A 16,616-nucleotide genomic window follows, 5' to 3' on the forward strand; every position below is an offset into this window, starting at 1 on the left:
ATGATCGGCGGCGGCGTCGCGGCCAACTCCCGCCTGCGCGCGATGGCCGAGGAGCGCTGCGCCGACGCCGGCGTCCGACTCCGCGTCCCCCGCCCCAAGTTGTGCACCGACAACGGTGCGATGGTCGCCGCACTCGGCGCCGAGATGGTCGCGAAGAACCGCTCCACCTCCGACTGGGACCTCCCCGCCGACTCCTCCCTCCCGGTCACCGAGCCGTACGTCCCCACCGCGTCGGCACAGGGACGGCCCGAGCAGAGCGCCCCGTCCCCGAGGGGCTACGCTCACGGGCCGGACCACGCCCACGAGGGCGGTTCGCACCACGACCACGTGCACGAGCTGAGCAGGAAGAACCTCTACGCCCCATGACTGTGGCACTCATGTGGGAGGCCAAGGCCGCACCGGGCCGCGCCCCCGAACTGCTGGCCTGGGCCAGGTCCCAACACGCACTCGGCGAGGCCCTCGCGGTCCGCAGGGAGCACTTCACGGCCCCCGGGGACCGGGTGCTCGTCATCATCTGGTGGGACGCCGCCTATGACGCCGAGTTGCCGGAGATACCGGAGCCGCCGGGGGAGTTGGTGGCGCGGGGGGTGCATCGGTGGCGGTTCGAGCGGGTTTGATAGGGGCTCGGGCAGGCGTGCGGGGGTGTGCTCACTGACGGTGGGATGGGTGCCGGGGACGCTCACGCGACGTGGAGCGGTGTCTCCAGGAGTGCCCTTCGCTCCGAACACCTTGCTCGCGTCGGGGAGTTGCGTGGCCGGGCGCTTCGCCTTGGCAGAGCTTCGGGGTCGGGTCGGAGCGAAGGCTGACGCCGAACGACGGGTGTGCTCGGGGTACTTGCTCGCTCACGCTTCCTGCCGCTTGCGTCTGCGTGGTGCTGACCGGTCCGAGGTGCGAGAGTGGCAAGCGGGCATGACACCGAGCCGCCGGGGGAGTGGCCCTCACTGCAAGGCACGTTGACCGTCAGAGTGGGAGTCCGATTTGTCGCTTTCGAAGAAAGTTGCTTCACAGGGCCCGAGCCCCGGATAAACATGCAGGTCAACGAGACTGCTCCCCGCGCACGCGGGGATGGACCCCAGATCGGTTACCCGCCGTTCACGGTCGCCTCCTGCTCCCCGCGCACGCGGGGATGGACCCTCCCGGCAGCGGACCAAGCTCGCGCCGTTGCTCTGCTCCCCGCGCACGCGGGGATGGACCCTCCCGTGCCAGCAGTCGCTGGTGGGTCTCCAGCTGCTCCCCGCGCACGCGGGGATGGACCCTCCCCCGAGGGGCAACGGCTGTGGGAAGCGCTCTGCTCCCCGCGCACGCGGGGATGGACCCAAGGTATGGGCTCCGAAGAAAGCCGGTGACGGCTGCTCCCCGCGCACGCGGGGATGGACCCTCCGTGATCCCGGGGACGAGGGTCCAGTCATCCTGCTCCCCGCGCACGCGGGGATGGACCCGGGCGGCTCTTTCCGGGGGTGCTACTCCCCGGCTGCTCCCCGCGCACGCGGGGATGGACCCGCGTGGAGGATGCGGCCGGGCTCGTGCCGCTCCTGCTCCCCGCGCACGCGGGGATGGACCCACGAGCTGGAGCACCTGTGGCTGCGGTTCCCCCTGCTCCCCGCGCACGCGGGGATGGACCCTCCGCCTGTACCCTGGTCCGCTGGTTCGTCATCTGCTCCCCGCGCACGCGGGGATGGACCCCACGGCCCCGGCCGCGGCGCGAGCTTCGACGACTGCTCCCTGCGCACGCGGGGATGGACCCTCGGGGACGAAGTCCTCGAACTCCATGCCGCGCTGCTCCCCGCGCACGCGGGGATGGACCCCTGATCTGCGGCCTCGGGCTGGACCCGCGCGTCTGCTCCCTGCGCACGCGGGGATGGACCCGAACCACTCCAGAAAATGATGTACGGGCTGAACTGCTCCCTGCGCACGCGGGGGTGGACCCGTCTTGAAGGCGATCACCAAGGAGAGCGGAGGCACTGCTCCCCGCGCACGCGGGGATGGACCCACCTTCATGTCCCTGCGGCGCGGGGTCGCCGACTGCTCCCCGTGCGCACGCGGGAATGGTCCCCTGACTCGGTCCGATACTCGGACAAGCTGCCTACCCCACGCGTGCTTGACGAGGGCCTACAGGCACCCCCGTCAAAAGGCCAACCCGCCGCCACCCAAAGGACAGTTCAGCCTTCACCCGCCAGCAACCGACTCCCCGACGGCAGCCCGATCCCGAACTCCTCGTCGAGGACGCGCACCGCCTCCGCCCCGTCGGCGACGGCGCGTTCGCGTCGGGTCCCGTCGGCGAGGGATTCGGTGAGGGTGAGGGCGGTGCGTCCGGAGAGCTTGCGGTGGGCGCCGCCCGGGAGGGTGCGGACGATCCAGGGGGCCTGGGAGAAGGGGGAGCGCGGGTTGGTGGCGATCTGCCAGTTGGCGACGTCGAAGTCGGGGGCCTCGAAGGGCTCGATGGTGAAGCCGTAGAGGCGGTTCCAGCCCTGGGGCGTGAGGGAGTGCAGCTCCCAGTCGGCGAGCGGGCGGTCGGCAGTGTGCTCGCGCAGCAGGCGGACGCGGTGGCCGCCCTCCTGCTCGTACTCGCCCTCTGCGAGCGGCACGGAGGTGAGCGGTATGCCGGGTGTTCCGAAGCCGACGTCGGCGAGGTGGCCCGTCGTCTCGCCCGGTACGTGTACGAGCAGGCACATGTGGGTGCGCGGGCGGACGGTGCCGGGGCGCGCGCCGACGAGGACGCGCGCCGCCAGGAGGCGCACCTCGAAGCCGAGGGTGCGCAGTGCGGCGGTGAAGAGCGTGTTCTGCTCGTAGCAGTAGCCGCCTCGGCGGCCGCGGACCAACTTCGCCTCCAGGTCGGGGAGTTGGAGCGAGGGGGCGGCGGTGCGGCGGGCGAGGAGCGGCTCGGTGTTCTCGAAGGGGATGGCGAGGATGTGCGCGCGTTGCAGTCTGCGGAGTACGTCCGCGCTCGGCTCCGTGCTGCCTTGCCGGCCGACGCGTGCGAGGTAGGCGTCGAGGTCCAGGTCGGGCGCGTGCGGGACGGGTGGGGCGGATGCGGACATGGTGGCCAGTGTATTGACCACCGGCTACGCGGTTTGTCCCAGGTTGGGTCCCGGGGCGGGCGGCGGCCCGGGCAGGGGGCAGGATGGAGTGCGCATGCAGTTGTGGGGGGTCTCGATGAGCGGTGCCGAACGAGCCGGGCGCGCGAACCGGTGCGTCCGCGCTGCCAATTTGCGCCCCCGCTCTTCCGCCGGCCGTGCGCCGACGGGGCGACTCGCCCCGACCGCACGCCGAGCAGCGCGCCACCGCGGAGCGTGTCTCCTCCCCGGCGCCTCCGCACACTCCCGTGCGCCCGGCGCGAATGGACGCCTGCGTCAGACGCACGGAGTCGGCCCGCACGCGCCGCCCGCCCCGCGCCACCAGTGAATCCCCGCGCGCGGCCCCGCAACGCCCGTCCCCGGCAGGGCACTTCTGCCGCGACGGCCCGTCCGGTGCAGCATCCAGGCGCCCGGGAGCGCGCCACGAGCCAGCACGACCAAGGAGTCAGCGGTGAAACGTCCGGACCCGTCCCCCGCGCCCCGCGACGACCGCGGGAACCCGCCCGCGCACCTCCCTGCGACCGCGGACGCCGCCTCTTCGCCACCGGAAGCCCCGACGCAGGAGATGTCCGGCGGCGCCCGACTCCCCCCGCAGCAGCCCGCATCCGCCGACGCCCCGCACGCCGACGCCCCGCACGCCGGCTCATCCCCCGCGGACATCCGCCCGCCCGCCGCCCTGCCGCCCGAGCGTTCCGACGCGCACATACCCGAGTTGCGCCGTCCCCCCGCACCGCAAGCCCTCCCGCACGCCACCCCGCCCGCACGCACCCCGTACGAGGACGCCCCACCGCGCACCCCGCAGCCCCCCGGCGCCCTCCCGCACGAAGCACCCCCGAAACCGTCCCCCGGCAGCCACCTCCCCGGCCCCCTGCCACCCGAGTCCCGCACCGCACCGCGTCCGGCCGCCGCCCTTCACCCCGACCGCCCCGGACCAGCCGACGCCCCCCGGAAGCCCGCCACCCACCGTGCCCCCGGCAAACGGTTGCCGCCCCTCCTGCTGCTCGCCGCGGCCCTCGTGCTCGTCGCGGTGCTCGGCCCCCGGCTGGCCCTCGACGGCACCAACGAGCTGGGAATCCCGGGCGGTTGGGCGCTCTCCGTGCTGCGTACCGCCGCTTTCTGCGGGCTGGCGCTCGCCGTCGGCGAGGTGACGGCCGCACGGCTCGCGCACTCCGTGCCCGAGGCGCCCGGGTCGCCGGCGAGGCGGTGGGCGGTGAACGGGGCGCTCGTGGGTGCGGTCGCGGCCGCCGTGCAGCTCTTCGTCCTCGCGGGGACGGGCTCGCTCGGCCACCGCCTCGCCGAACTCGATCTCGTAGCCGCCTACGGGACGCGGGACGGCGCGCTCGTGCTGCTCGAGGCGAACGCCTTCGCCGCCGCCGCGCTCTGCGCCGGGGCACGCCGTGCGCCCTGGACCTCGTGGACGCCCCTCCTGCTGCTCGCCGTGATCGTCGCCGAGGCGTTCCGCGCCCACCCGGAGGCGGACACTCCGCTCGTCGGGTCGCTCCTCACCTTCGTCCACCTCACCGCGGCGACCGTGTGGACGGGCGGCCTCCTCTGCGTCCTCCACACGATGCACGCCTGGCGTCGCGCTCCCGGGCCCGCGCGCGTGCTGCTGCACCGGTACACGCGGGTGGCGGCCGTCGCGTTCACCGTCGTCGTCGTCACGGGCACTTTCAGCGCCCTGCGACGCCTCCCCCTCGACCGTCTCCTCGACTCCGCTTACGGGCGGACGTTCCTGATCAAGCTGGCGCTCATCGCCGCGGTCGCGCTGCTCGCGTTCCTCGCACGCCGGCGGCTGCGGCGCCTGCGGGGCGCGGACCCGGCGCGCGGCCCCGTTCGCGCCGAACTCGCGCTCCTCGCAGGGGTGATGGCCGTCTCCGCCGTCCTCACCGCCGTCCCGGTCCCGGCTCCGGGGTGACCGTCACCGCAGCGGCCGCCCCACGAGCATCGAGGGCGCGCCGTCGACCCGGGTGAGGAAGACGGTCGCCGAGGCGCTGCCCCGGAGCTTCAACTTCCGCCGCAGTTCCTCCGGTTCGACGGCCGAGCCGCGCTTCTTCACCGTCACGTTCCCGACGTCCCGCTCGCGGAGGAGGGCCCGGAGCCGCTTGAGGTTGAACGGCAGGACGTCGCCGATCTCGTACCCGGTGGCGAAGGGACTCGTGCCGCGGTGGTCGGCGGTGACGTAGGCGATCGTCGGATCGATCAGCCGCCCGCCGAGCAACTCCGCTGCCTCCGCGACGAGATGCGCCCGCACCACGGCGCCGTCCGGCTCGTAGAGGTAGGCACCCACCGCGCCGACGGGCGGCGCCGGCGCCGCCCCGCCGGTGAGCGCGTCCCCCGCGGGCAGCAGCGTCGCCCGCTTCGACCCGGCCTGCCCCGCACCGAACCAGAGCACGGCCTCCTTGACGTCGCCGCGGTAGGAGACCCACTCCGCCTCCGCGTCCGCGGGGACCGCCTCGTGCGGGACGCCCGGCGCGATCTTCAGCGCCGCGCACGGCGCGCGCCGCGCTGCCTCGACGGTCCAACTCAGGGGCGGCGCATACGACTCGGGGTCGAAAGTGCGGCCCTTCGCGCCCCGCCGCCCGGGGTCGACGAAGACGGCGTCGAACGCCCCGCCGAGCGGCACCTCGGTGACGTCGGCGCACCGCACCTCGACGAGGTCCGAGACGCCCAGCGCCTCCGCGTTGGCACGGGCCGCGGCGCAGGCGAGCGGGGACGAGTCGACGGCGAGCACGCGGATGCCGGCGCGGGCGAGGGCCAGCGCGTCGCCGCCGATGCCGCAGCAGAGGTCGGCGGCGGTGCGGACGCCGAGCCGTACGAACCGCGCGGCGCGGTGGTCGGCGAGCTCGGAACGGGTGGACTGCTCGACACCCTCGGGGGTGAAGTACATGCGCGCCGCGTCGTGTGCGCCGAACTTCGCCACCGCGCGCTGCCGCAGCCGCGCCTGCGTCAGCGCGGCCGAGACGAGCTCGGCCGGGTGCTCGCGGCGCAGCCGTGTGGCGGTGGCGAGTTCGTCGCCCGGCGCGTGGTCGCGGAGTCGGTCGAGGAGCGCCTGGCCCTCGGGTTCGAGCAGTCGGGAGAAGGTCTCGGCATCCACCGGGTCATTCTCGCCCGCCGGCGTCGGCGGGCGTCCTCCGCGGGTTCGGAAGGCGTCCCGGAGGATACGGCCGCAGGGCTCGCTGGCACTCTGGTTGACGGAGTGCTAACCGCCGCATAATGTCGGCGTTGGCACTCTCGCCCAGGGAGTGCCAACCGCGTGAGCATGCGCGACCCGCGCAGGCACGGTGTGGCAACACCCTGCCCGCAGGCCGCCGTTGCACACGCACCAGCGACGGGCAGATCCGGCACCCGCGACGACGGATCTCCAGGTCGCCACCGCACACATAAGAACCCCGTGTTGAGATCTCCGAAGGGGGAGGTCGGATCGTGACGACCGCCAGCAAGGCCAGCAAGGTTGCCATCAAGCCGCTTGAGGACCGCATCGTGGTCCAGCCGCTCGACGCTGAGGAGACCACGGCCTCCGGCCTGGTCATCCCGGACACCGCCAAGGAGAAGCCCCAGGAGGGCACCGTCCTGGCCGTCGGCCCGGGCCGCTTCGAGAACGGCGACCGTCTGCCGCTCGACGTCAAGGTCGGCGACGTCGTTCTGTACAGCAAGTACGGCGGCACCGAGGTCAAGTACAGCGGCGAGGAGTACCTCGTCCTCTCGGCCCGCGACGTCCTCGCCGTCGTCGAGAAGTAATCAGCCGACAGCGAACGTCGAGTGGTCGAGGAGTGGGCAGGACGTCAGCGCCGCTGACGCCCCCGGCCGCACCGACACCGAATTCTGCCTGATCCGCGCCCTGGTGCCCGCTTCCGATGGAGCCGGGGCCGGGGCGCGGTTCGTTCGAGAGGACCTGAGAGTTCCATGGCGAAGATCCTGAAGTTCGACGAGGACGCCCGTCGCGCCCTTGAGCGCGGCGTCAACAACCTCGCCGACACCGTGAAGGTGACGATCGGCCCCCGCGGCCGCAACGTCGTCATCGACAAGAAGTTCGGCGCCCCGACGATCACCAACGACGGCGTCACCATCGCCCGTGAGGTCGAGGTGGAGGACTCCTACGAGAACCTCGGCGCCCAGCTCGTCAAGGAGGTGGCGACCAAGACCAACGACATCGCGGGTGACGGCACCACCACCGCGACGGTACTCGCCCAGGCGCTCGTCCGCGAGGGCCTGCGCAACGTCGCCGCCGGCGCCTCCCCCGCCGCCCTGAAGCGCGGCATCGACGCCGCCGTCCAGGCGGTCTCCGACGACCTGCTCTCCACCGCGCAGCCGATCGACTCCAAGGAGGACATCGCCTCCGTCGCCGGTCTGTCCGCGCAGGACAAGGAGGTCGGCGAGCTCATCGCCGAGGCGATGGACAAGGTCGGCAAGGACGGCGTCATCACCGTCGAGGAGTCGCAGACCTTCGGCCTGGAGCTGGACTTCACCGAGGGCATGGCCTTCGACAAGGGCTACCTCTCCCCGTACATGGTCACCGACCAGGAGCGGATGGAGGCCGTCCTCGAGGACCCGTACATCCTCATCCACCAGGGCAAGATCTCCTCGATCCAGGACCTGCTCCCGCTGCTCGAGAAGATCATGCAGGCGGGCAGCTCCAAGCCGCTGCTGATCGTCGCCGAGGACGTCGAGGGCGAGGCGCTCTCCACCCTCGTCGTCAACAAGATCCGCGGCACCTTCAACGCCGTCGCGGTGAAGGCCCCCGGCTTCGGCGACCGCCGCAAGGCGATGCTCGGCGACATGGCGACGCTTACCGGCGGCACCGTGATCGCGGAGGAGGTCGGCCTCAAGCTCGACCAGGCCGGTCTCGACGTCCTCGGCTCGGCCCGCCGCGTCACCGTCACCAAGGACGACACCACCATCGTCGACGGCGCGGGCAACAGCGACGACGTCAAGGCCCGGGTCGCCCAGATCAAGGCCGAGATCGAGAACACCGACTCCGACTGGGACCGCGAGAAGCTCCAGGAGCGCCTCGCGAAGCTCGCGGGCGGCGTCTGCGTGATCCGCGTCGGCGCGGCCACCGAGGTGGAGCTCAAGGAGAAGAAGCACCGCCTGGAGGACGCGATCTCCGCCACGCGCGCGGCCGTCGAGGAGGGCATCGTCTCGGGCGGTGGCTCCGCGCTGGTCCACGCCGTCAAGGTGCTCGAGGACAGCCTCGGCAGGGAGGGCGACGAGGCCACCGGCGTCGCCGTCGTCCGCCGCGCCGCCGTCGAGCCGCTCCGCTGGATCGCGGAGAACGCCGGCGAGGAGGGGTACGTCATCACCTCCAAGGTCGCCGAGCTGGAGAAGGGCCAGGGCTACAACGCCGCCACCGAGGAGTACGGCGACCTCGTCAAGGCCGGTGTCATCGACCCGGTCAAGGTCACCCGCTCCGCGCTGGAGAACGCCGCCTCCATCGCCTCGCTGCTCCTGACGACCGAGACCCTCGTCGTCGAGAAGCCGGCCGAGGAAGAGGAGCCGGCCGCCGGCCACGGCCACGGCCACGCGCACTGACGCGAGGTCACCCGGCCGCAGTCGAGGCCCGGCACCCCGGAAGGGGCGCCGGGCCTCGCCGCGTCAACGCGGCCCGTACCGCCTGCCGGTGGTGGACGACGCGCGTGCGAGCACACCGCGCGGCAGCAGCCGCGAGGCACCGAGCAGCGCCTTGTACCGGGCGTCCGGAACGCAGAGCGACTTCCCGCGCGCCAGGTCGCGCAGCGCGGAGTCGACGAGCTTGTCCGCGTCGAGCCACATCCACCCGGGGATGTTCCCCGTGTCCATGCCCGCACGCCGGTGGAACTCCGTCCGCACGAACCCCGGGCAGAGCGCCATCAGCCGCACCCCCGACGCCGCCAGCTCCTTCGCCGCGCCCTGCGTGAACTGGACCACCCACGCCTTCGAGGCCCCGTAGGTGCCGCGCGGCACGAACGCGGCCATCGAGGAGACGTTGACCACGCTCCCGCGCCCGCGCCCCCGCATCGCCTCGGCGGCGGCGCTCGTCAGCCTCAGCACCGCCTCGCAGTGCACCTTCAGCATCGTCAACTCGTCGGAGACCGGCACCTCCAGGTACCGCCCCTTGTTGCCGAACCCGGCGTTGTTGACGAGCACATCGACGGGGCGGTCGGCATCCCGCAGCCGCTCCTCGACGGCGGCGATCCCCGGTTCCTCCGCGAGGTCGGCGACGAGGGTGGCGGCTTCGACGCCGTGCCGGTCGTGGAGTTCGGCCGCCTGGTCGCTGAGGCGCTCGGCGTCCCTCGCCACCAGCACCACGTCGTGTCCGTCCCTCGCCAGGCGGCGCGCGAAGGCGGCACCGATGCCCGCCGTCGATCCGGTGATCAGCGCAGTCGTCATGGCGAGCACGCTAACCGGGCATGCGCGCGGCCCGTCGACGGGCCTTTCTGTCGCCCGAGCCGGCCGCCGGCCGACGAGCGCCGCTACCCGGCGCGAGCCCGGAGCCTCGCCAGGCCGGCCTCGGGCAGCCACTCCTCGGCCTCCGCGAGACGGGGAAGCAGCTCGGGCTCACCGGTCAGCGCGCGGAAGAGGAGGCCGACCGTCACCGAGTGCTCGGGCTGCCACGTCACCTTGACGGCGTCGCCCGCCGCGAGCGCGCCTTCCTCGACGACTCGGAAGTAGGCCCCCGGCAGCGCGCGCTCGGTGAACCGCCGTACCCAGCGCTCCTCTCCGAGGTGCCCGGCGAAGGTCCGGCACGGCACCCGCACCGAGCTCACCTGGAGGACGGCGCTCCCCACCTGCCAACGCTCGCCGAGCAGAGCCGAGTTGACGTCCACGCCGAGGGTGGTGAGGTTCTCACCGAACGCGCCCGCCGGCAGTTCGCGGCCGAGCTCCTTCTCCCACGCGTCGAGGTCCTCGCGTGCGTACGCGTAGACGGCCTGCTCGTCGCCGCCGTGGTGCCGCAGGTCGCAGACCGCGTCCCCGACGAGTCCGCTGCCGCCCTCGCCCCGCGGCCCCGGCGCCACGACCCGCACGGGACCGGTGACCGGCTGCTTGCCGATGCCTGTCAGCTTGCCGGGCGCCCCCGTGTGCTCGGAGCGCTCCGGGGTCCCGACGTTGACGGTGAGCAGCTGCATGAGGACGAGCGTACTTGCGGACGTGCGTGGAGGGAACGGCGCTACTCGGGCGGTGGGTCCTCCTCGCCCGCGCCGTGCCGGGCCGGGACGAGCCGCCCCCGAGCCCGGCCGAGCAGCTCCTCGCGCTCGTCCTCGGTGAGGCCGCCCCACACGCCGTAGGGCTCTCGGACGGCGAGGGCGTGCGCGGCGCACTCCGAGCGGACGGGGCAGCGCGTGCACACCTCCTTCGCCGACTCCTCGCGGGCGGTGCGGGCGGCGCCGCGCTCTCCTTCGGGGTGGAAGAAGAGCGAGCTGTCTACGCCGCGGCAGGCGGCGAGCAGCTGCCAGTCCCACAGATCGGCGTTGGGTCCTGGAAGCCGGGAGAAGTCTGCCATTGCTCTGTCCCCTCGGAGAGAGTCGGAGGCTCATCCGTAAATATGACTCATCGGGACTTTAGGCACATATCCGCGCGAACCAAAGGAAGGCAGGCGAAGCGGGTGGACCGCCTGGCCGAGGTGATCGAGGAACCGGGAAGTCGCCGCCCTGCGAGGTGGCTGCTGCGTAAGCGCGCCCTCACGTAGAGTGTCGAAGCCGACCGCACGACCCCGTAACTCTTTCGGGTGACCGTCGTTGAGCGGGCTGAAGCGGTTGGCGGAAGTCAGCTCGGACCTGCGGGTTCGAGGCTGTCAATCGCACAGGTGACGAACCACAAGCAGCCTGGAGGCTCAAGGTGATGCGCATCAGCCGCGGAGGGTGGTCATGACTTCCGTCCTCGTATGCGATGACTCCCCGCTTGCCCGAGAGGCGCTCCGCCGCGCGGTCGCGACCGTGCCGGGAGTTGAGCGCGTGACGACGGCGGCCAACGGCGAGGAAGTCCTCCGCCGCTGGGGCGCCGACCGCAGTGACCTGATTCTGATGGACGTGAGGATGCCGGGGCTCGGCGGCGTGGAGACCGTGCGGCGGCTGCTCTCCGCCGATCCGGGGGCGCGCATCATCATGCTCACCGTGGCGGAGGATCTCGACGGGGTCGCGCTCGCCGTGGCCGCGGGCGCCAGGGGTTACCTGCACAAGGACGCCTCGCGTGCCGAGCTGCGCGCGACCGTCACCCAGGCCCTCGCCGACCCGACCTGGCGGCTCGCGCCCCGGCGGTTGCGGTCCGCGGAGATGGGCGCGGCCCCGACGCTCACGGCGCGTGAGATCCAGGTCCTCGAAGGCATGAGCCACGGGCGCTCCAACGCCGAGATCGGGCGCGAGCTCTTCCTCTCCGAGGACACCGTCAAGACGCACGCACGCAGGCTCTTCAAGAAACTCGGCGCCTCGGACCGCGCGCACGCGGTCGCGCTCGGCTTCCGCTGGGGGCTCGTCCGCTGAGTGCGGGCGCCGGCCACCCGGAGCACCGCCCTCCCGCCGCCGCCCGCGCCTTCTGCGGGGAGGCGGGGCGGCAGGGTCGGCGCGGTTAACGGGCGTGTGCCGCATCCTTGGAGTATGGAGTTCCTCGGGGACGGGCCGACCGGGCGTGAGGGGAGGGCGTGCGAGATGCGGGTGAACGCCCCTGATCAGACCGCCGAGTTGCAGGCCGAGGGCCGTGCGGGCGTGGTCTCGCCGCGTCGCGGGGAGGGCGCCGCCTCCCGGGGCCGGGGGACGGATCGCGCGGCTTCGGTGCACCATGGACCGATGCGCGACGACGAGAGCGTGGGGGCCCAGTCGGCCGCCTCGGGGCCTGCGGACGCCGGCGCCCTCGTGCGCCGCGCTGTCGAGGGCGAGCAGCAGGCGATCCACGACCTGCTCGCGCGGGTGCACCCGCTGGCGCTGCGGTACTGCCGCACACGTCTCACCCGACTCCCGGGCGGCGCACGGCACTTGGTCGACGACCTCGCGCAGGAGGTCTGCATCGCCGTGCTCCTCGCGCTGCCGCGGTACCGGGACACGGGGAAGCCCTTCGAGGCGTTCGTCGTCGCCATCGCGCAGCACAAGGTCGCCGACCTTCAGCGGGCCGCGATGCGCGGTCCCGGATCCACGGCTGTCCCCTCGGACGAGATGCCGGAGCGGCCGGACGACTCCCTCGGGCCGGAGGAGCGGGCGCTGCTCAGCAGCGAGGCGGAGTGGGCGAAGCGACTCCTCGCCAACCTGCCGGAGCACCAACGGGAACTGGTGCTGCTGCGCGTCGCCGTCGGCCTCACGGCCGAGGAGACGGGACAGATGCTGGGAATGTCCCCGGGCGCCGTGCGCGTTGCACAGCACAGAGCACTGAGCAGGCTTCGGGAGCTCGCCGAGCAGTAGCCGGCGGACGTCGGAGGGGGGCGGTGCACCCTCCCGCGGCCGTTAGCATGGATTTCCTCGCCGGGGCAAGCATGGGAAAGGTGTCATGACAGAGTACGTCGACGGAGTGCCCGCCAAATTCGCCACTCTGGGGCTGACATACGACGACGTCCTGCTATTGCCGGGCGAGTCCGATATGGCCCCTGAGGACATCGACACCGCCTCCCACGTCTCGCGCAACGTGAAGGTCAACGTGCCGCTGCTCTCCGCGGCGATGGACAAGGTGACCGAGGCCCGCATGGCGATCGCCATGGCGCGGCAGGGCGGCGTGGGCGTGCTCCACCGGAACCTCGCGATAGCGGACCAGGCCGCCCAGGTCGACCGGGTCAAGCGCTCGGAGTCCGGGATGGTCGCCGATCCGATCACGATCCGTCCCGAGGCGACGCTCTCCGAGGCGGACGAGCTCTGCGGCCGGTTCCGGATCAGCGGCGTCCCCGTCGCCGACGACGCGGGGCGGCTGCTCGGCATCGTCACCAACCGCGACATGGCCTTCGAGCTCGACCGCAGCCGCCAGGTGCGCGACATCATGACGCCGATGCCGCTCGTCACCGCCGAGGTGGGGACCTCGCGGGACGAGGCGATGGAGCTGCTGCGTCGGCACAAGATCGAGAAGCTTCCGCTCGTCGACGGCTCGGGCGTGCTCAAGGGCCTCATCACCGTCAAGGACTTCGTCAAGGCGGAGCAGTACCCGAACGCGGCGAAGGACTCCGAGGGCCGGCTGCTCGTCGGCGCCGCGGTCGGCGTCGCGGGGGACTCGTTCGAGCGGGCGCAGGCGCTCGTCGAGGCCGGTGCCGACTTCGTCGTCGTCGACACGGCGCACGGCCACTCGCGGCTCGTCGCGGAGATGGTCGCCAAGATCAAGTCCAACGCCCCTGGCGTGGACGTCGTCGGCGGCAACATCGCGACGAGGGAGGGCGCCAAGGCGCTCGTCGACGCGGGTGCCGACGGCATCAAGGTGGGCGTGGGCCCGGGCTCGATCTGCACCACGCGCGTCGTGGCCGGCGTCGGGGTGCCGCAGGTCACCGCGATCTACGAGGCCGCGGAGGCGGCGAGGTCCGCGGGCGTCCCGGTGATCGGGGACGGCGGCCTCCAGTACAGCGGCGACATCGCCAAGGCGATCGTCGCGGGAGCCGACACCGTGATGCTCGGCAGCCTGCTCGCCGGCTGCGAGGAGTCGCCCGGAGAGCTGCTCTTCATCAACGGGAAGCAGTTCAAGTCCTACCGCGGCATGGGCTCCCTCGGCGCGATGCAGACGCGCGGCGGGCAGATCTCGTACTCCAAGGACCGCTACTTCCAGGAGCAGGTCTCGGGCGACGACAAGCTCGTCCCCGAGGGCATCGAGGGCCAGGTCCCCTACCGCGGGCCGCTCGGTGCCGTCGTGCACCAGCTCGCCGGCGGGCTGAAGCAGTCGATGTTCTACGTCGGCGGGCGGACCGTCCCCGAGATGAAGGAGCGGGGGAAGTTCGTCCGCATCACCGCGGCCGGGCTCAAGGAGAGCCACCCGCACGACATCCAGATGACGACCGAGGCCCCCAACTACAACCGCCGCTGACGCGTCTTCCGTGCGCGGTGGTGGGGGCCGCGCCGCCGCGCGCGGGCGTCGGGGATACTGGCCCGGTAACCGTAGAGAAGGGCCTCACACGTGACTGAGATCGAGATCGGGCGCGGCAAGCGCGGGCGGCGGGCTTACGCCTTCGACGACATCGCCGTGGTGCCCAGCAGGCGTACCCGTGACCCGAAAGAGGTCTCCATCGCGTGGCAGATCGACGCCTACCGCTTCGAACTGCCCTTCCTCGCGGCCCCGATGGACTCGGTCGTCTCTCCGCGCACCGCGATCCGCATCGGTGAGCTCGGCGGCGTCGGCGTCCTCAACCTGGAGGGCCTCTGGACGCGGTACGAGGCCCCGGAGCCGCTGCTGGAGGAGATCGCCGAGCTCGACGAGTCGGCCGCGCAGACCAGGCTCCAGGAGCTCTACTCGGAGCCGATCAAGGAAGAGCTGATCGGCCGGCGCATCAAGGAGGTGCGCGACTCGGGCGTCGTCACGGCAGCGGCGCTCTCGCCGCAGCGGACGGCCGAATTCTCCAAGGCGGTCGTCGACGCCGGCGTGGACCTCTTCGTGATCCGCGGCACCACCGTCTCGGCCGAGCACGTCTCCGGCGCCGCCGAGCCGCTCAACCTCAAGCAGTTCATCTACGAGCTCGACGTCCCCGTGATCGTCGGCGGCTGCGCCACCTACACCGCGGCCCTGCACCTGATGCGCACCGGTGCCGCAGGCGTGCTCGTGGGCTTCGGCGGCGGCGCCGCGCACACCACGCGGAACGTCCTCGGCATCCAGGTGCCGATGGCGACGGCGGTCGCCGACGTCGCCGCGGCGCGGCGGGACTACCTCGACGAGTCGGGCGGCCGGTACGTCCACGTCATCGCGGACGGCGGCGTCGGATGGAGCGGGGACCTGCCCAAGGCCGTCGCCTGCGGCGCCGACGCGGTGATGATGGGCTCCCCGCTGGCGCGGGCGAGCGATGCGCCGGGGCACGGCCACCACTGGGGCATGGAGGCGGTCCACGAGGAGCTGCCGCGCGGCCGCCGCGTCGACCTCGGCGTCGTCGGAACGCTGGAGGAGGTCCTCCTCGGCCCGTCGCACACGCCGGACGGTTCGATGAACTTCTTCGGCGCGCTCCGCCGCGCGATGGCCACCACCGGGTACTCCGAACTGAAGGAGTTCCAGCGCGTGGAGGTCACCGTCGCGCGCTCGCGCTGACACCGCCCGCACACAGCGCCCGTACGCCTGTCGGCGTGCGGGCGCTCTGCCGTGCGGTGCGGCTCAGAGGCGGTGGGCGGCGCCTGTGGGGCTCGCGCCGCGGGTGTCGAGGAAGAGCTGGGCCTTGGCCGCGAGGCCCTGGAGGTCGTACGTGCGGTGGTGCTGGAGGAGGAGGGTGAGGTCGGCGTCGGCGGCGGCCTCGTAGAGCGCCTCGGCCCGCCGGACGCGGAGCCCCTGCGGGCTCCAGTGGGGGACGTACGGGTCGTGGAAGGCCAACTCGGCGCCGAGTTCGCGGAGTCGGGCCGCCACCTCGTCGGCGGGGGCGCCCTGCCGGTCGGGGAGGTCGGGTTTGTAGGTGACGCCGAGCAGCAGGATGCGCGCGCCCCTGGCGGACTTGCCGTACTCGTTGAGGAGCGCGGCGGCGCGCTGTGCGACGTACCGCGGCATGCGCGCGTTGACCTCCTGCGCGAGGCCGACCATCCGCAGCGGGTACCCGGGCGTGCGGGTGCGGTGGTCGAGGCAGTCGGGGTCGAGGGCGTGGCCGTGTCCGCCGACGCCGGGGCCCGGGCGGAACGCCTGGTAGCCGAAGGGTTTGGTCTCGGCGCAGCGGATGGTGTCCCACAGGTCGATGCCGAGGTCGTGGCAGAAGACGGCCATCTCGTTCATGAACGCGATGTTGACCTGGCGGTAGTTGGTCTCCAGCAACTTCGCCGCCTCGGCCTCGCGCAGCCCGCGGGCGCGGACGACCTTCTCCGTCAGCCGGGAGTAGAAGGCGGCGGCGGCCTCGGTGCAGGCGGGTGTGAGTCCGCCGATGACGCGCGGGGTGTTGGCGTAACCCCAGGAGCGGTTGCCGGGGTCGAGGCGGGTGGGGGCGCACGCCAGGTGGAAGTCGCGGCCGGCGCGCAGGCCCGAGCCCTCCTCCAGGAGGGGGCGTACGTCGCGCTCGGTGCCGCCGGGGTGGAGCGTCGATTCGACGATGACGGTGGTGCGCGGTCTCAGCCGGGAGGCGAGGGTGCGGGTGGCGGCGTGCAGCGCCGTCAGGTCGACGGAGCGGTCGGCGGCGAGCGGCGTCGGGGCGCAGAGGACCGCGGTGCGGGCGCGGGCGAGGACGGCGGGGTCGGCGCTGGCGCGGAAGCCGCGCGAAAGCATCCGGCGGAGTTCGGCCGCGGTGAGCGGGGCGCCGGCGGGCGGGCGTCCGGCGGTGACGTCGTCGACGGTGGCCTCGTCCGGGTCGTAGCCGAGGGTGCCGACACCGGCGGCGGTCGCAGCGAGCGCGAGTGGAAGACCCGATCGGGCGAGTCCGAGTACGGCGAGATCTGCGGGCATGGCTGAGGACTTCCCTTCCCCTTCCCCGGCCGCTGCGGCGGGGATTCGCGGTCTGAT

14 protein-coding genes, 1 pseudogene and 1 CRISPR repeat array are annotated in these 16,616 nt (G+C 72.8%); of the genes and pseudogenes, 9 read left to right on the forward strand and 6 right to left on the reverse strand.

Annotated elements, in window-relative coordinates; all coding sequences use genetic code 11:
- A pseudogene (locus tag UWG_RS30890) lies at positions 1-366 on the forward strand (tRNA (adenosine(37)-N6)-threonylcarbamoyltransferase complex transferase subunit TsaD); the annotation flags it as partial.
- A complete protein-coding gene (locus UWG_RS0123980) occupies positions 363-617 on the forward strand; it encodes a hypothetical protein (RefSeq protein WP_016909738.1) in 255 nt (84 codons plus the stop codon). The pseudogene UWG_RS30890 and the gene UWG_RS0123980, both read left to right, overlap by 4 nt.
- Positions 618-1,044: 427 nt before the next feature.
- Positions 1,045-1,990: a CRISPR direct-repeat array (repeat unit 29 nt; unit sequence CTGCTCCCCGCGCACGCGGGGATGGACCC).
- A gap of 169 nt (positions 1,991-2,159) precedes the next feature.
- Here the strand turns inward: UWG_RS0123980 and UWG_RS0123985 are convergent.
- Complete coding sequence (locus UWG_RS0123985) at positions 2,160-3,038, reverse strand: arylamine N-acetyltransferase family protein (protein ID WP_016909739.1); 879 nt, start codon at positions 3,036-3,038, stop codon at positions 2,160-2,162.
- 487 nt (positions 3,039-3,525) lie between these two features.
- Here UWG_RS0123985 and UWG_RS0123990 point away from each other — a divergent pair, with 487 nt between their 5' ends.
- The gene (locus tag UWG_RS0123990; RefSeq protein ID WP_016909740.1) at positions 3,526-4,989 is read left to right on the forward strand and encodes a CopD family protein; all 1,464 of its coding nucleotides are present in this window, start codon (positions 3,526-3,528) and stop codon (positions 4,987-4,989) included.
- 3 nt (positions 4,990-4,992) lie between these two features.
- Here UWG_RS0123990 and UWG_RS0123995 read toward each other — a convergent pair whose 3' ends face one another.
- Positions 4,993-6,168 carry a class I SAM-dependent methyltransferase gene (locus UWG_RS0123995; RefSeq protein WP_016909741.1) on the reverse strand — a complete coding sequence of 392 codons (1,176 nt, stop codon included), beginning with the start codon at positions 6,166-6,168 and terminating at the stop codon, positions 4,993-4,995.
- 329 nt (positions 6,169-6,497) lie between these two features.
- On the opposite strand from UWG_RS0123995, the gene groES reads away from it, so the two are divergent.
- Together groES and groL are read left to right on the forward strand one after the other, a co-directional pair.
- The gene (gene groES / locus UWG_RS0124000; protein WP_016909742.1) at positions 6,498-6,812 is read left to right on the forward strand and encodes a co-chaperone GroES; all 315 of its coding nucleotides are present in this window, start codon (positions 6,498-6,500) and stop codon (positions 6,810-6,812) included.
- A 165-nt stretch (positions 6,813-6,977) separates the two neighbouring features.
- Positions 6,978-8,603, forward strand: a complete 1,626-nt coding sequence (gene groL, locus UWG_RS0124005) for a chaperonin GroEL (protein WP_016909743.1) — start codon at positions 6,978-6,980, stop codon at positions 8,601-8,603.
- Between the two features lie 63 nt (positions 8,604-8,666).
- Here groL and UWG_RS0124010 read toward each other — a convergent pair whose 3' ends face one another.
- The 3 genes from UWG_RS0124010 to UWG_RS0124020 all read right to left on the reverse strand — a co-directional run bounded on the left by UWG_RS0124010 (position 8,667) and on the right by UWG_RS0124020 (position 10,551).
- On the reverse strand, positions 8,667-9,440 hold the full coding sequence (locus UWG_RS0124010) for an SDR family NAD(P)-dependent oxidoreductase (RefSeq protein WP_016909744.1): 774 nt from the start codon (positions 9,438-9,440) through the stop codon (positions 8,667-8,669).
- An 83-nt stretch (positions 9,441-9,523) separates the two neighbouring features.
- The gene (locus tag UWG_RS0124015; RefSeq protein ID WP_016909745.1) at positions 9,524-10,177 is read right to left on the reverse strand and encodes an MOSC domain-containing protein; all 654 of its coding nucleotides are present in this window, start codon (positions 10,175-10,177) and stop codon (positions 9,524-9,526) included.
- 41 nt (positions 10,178-10,218) lie between these two features.
- Positions 10,219-10,551: a WhiB family transcriptional regulator gene (locus tag UWG_RS0124020; protein WP_016909746.1), complete on the reverse strand. Its 333-nt coding sequence runs from the start codon at positions 10,549-10,551 to the stop codon at positions 10,219-10,221.
- A gap of 364 nt (positions 10,552-10,915) precedes the next feature.
- On the opposite strand from UWG_RS0124020, the gene UWG_RS0124025 reads away from it, so the two are divergent.
- The 4 genes from UWG_RS0124025 to UWG_RS0124040 all read left to right on the forward strand — a co-directional run bounded on the left by UWG_RS0124025 (position 10,916) and on the right by UWG_RS0124040 (position 15,233).
- Complete coding sequence (locus UWG_RS0124025) at positions 10,916-11,527, forward strand: response regulator transcription factor (protein ID WP_003948568.1); 612 nt, start codon at positions 10,916-10,918, stop codon at positions 11,525-11,527.
- 303 nt (positions 11,528-11,830) lie between these two features.
- Positions 11,831-12,436 carry an RNA polymerase sigma factor ShbA gene (gene shbA, locus UWG_RS0124030; protein ID WP_016909747.1) on the forward strand — a complete coding sequence of 202 codons (606 nt, stop codon included), beginning with the start codon at positions 11,831-11,833 and terminating at the stop codon, positions 12,434-12,436.
- Positions 12,437-12,521: 85 nt separating this feature from the next.
- Positions 12,522-14,027 (forward strand): IMP dehydrogenase, encoded by a 1,506-nt coding sequence (gene guaB / locus UWG_RS0124035; RefSeq protein WP_029391724.1) that lies wholly within the window; start codon positions 12,522-12,524, stop codon positions 14,025-14,027.
- A 90-nt stretch (positions 14,028-14,117) separates the two neighbouring features.
- Positions 14,118-15,233: a GuaB3 family IMP dehydrogenase-related protein gene (locus UWG_RS0124040; protein ID WP_016909749.1), complete on the forward strand. Its 1,116-nt coding sequence runs from the start codon at positions 14,118-14,120 to the stop codon at positions 15,231-15,233.
- Positions 15,234-15,296: 63 nt separating this feature from the next.
- On the opposite strand, the gene UWG_RS0124045 is transcribed toward UWG_RS0124040, so the two are convergent.
- Positions 15,297-16,559 (reverse strand): nucleotide sugar dehydrogenase, encoded by a 1,263-nt coding sequence (locus UWG_RS0124045; protein WP_016909750.1) that lies wholly within the window; start codon positions 16,557-16,559, stop codon positions 15,297-15,299.
- Positions 16,560-16,616: the final 57 nt, after the last annotated feature.

The organism is Streptomyces xiaopingdaonensis, from assembly GCF_000262345.1.
Classification (GTDB): domain Bacteria; phylum Actinomycetota; class Actinomycetes; order Streptomycetales; family Streptomycetaceae; genus Streptomyces; species Streptomyces xiaopingdaonensis.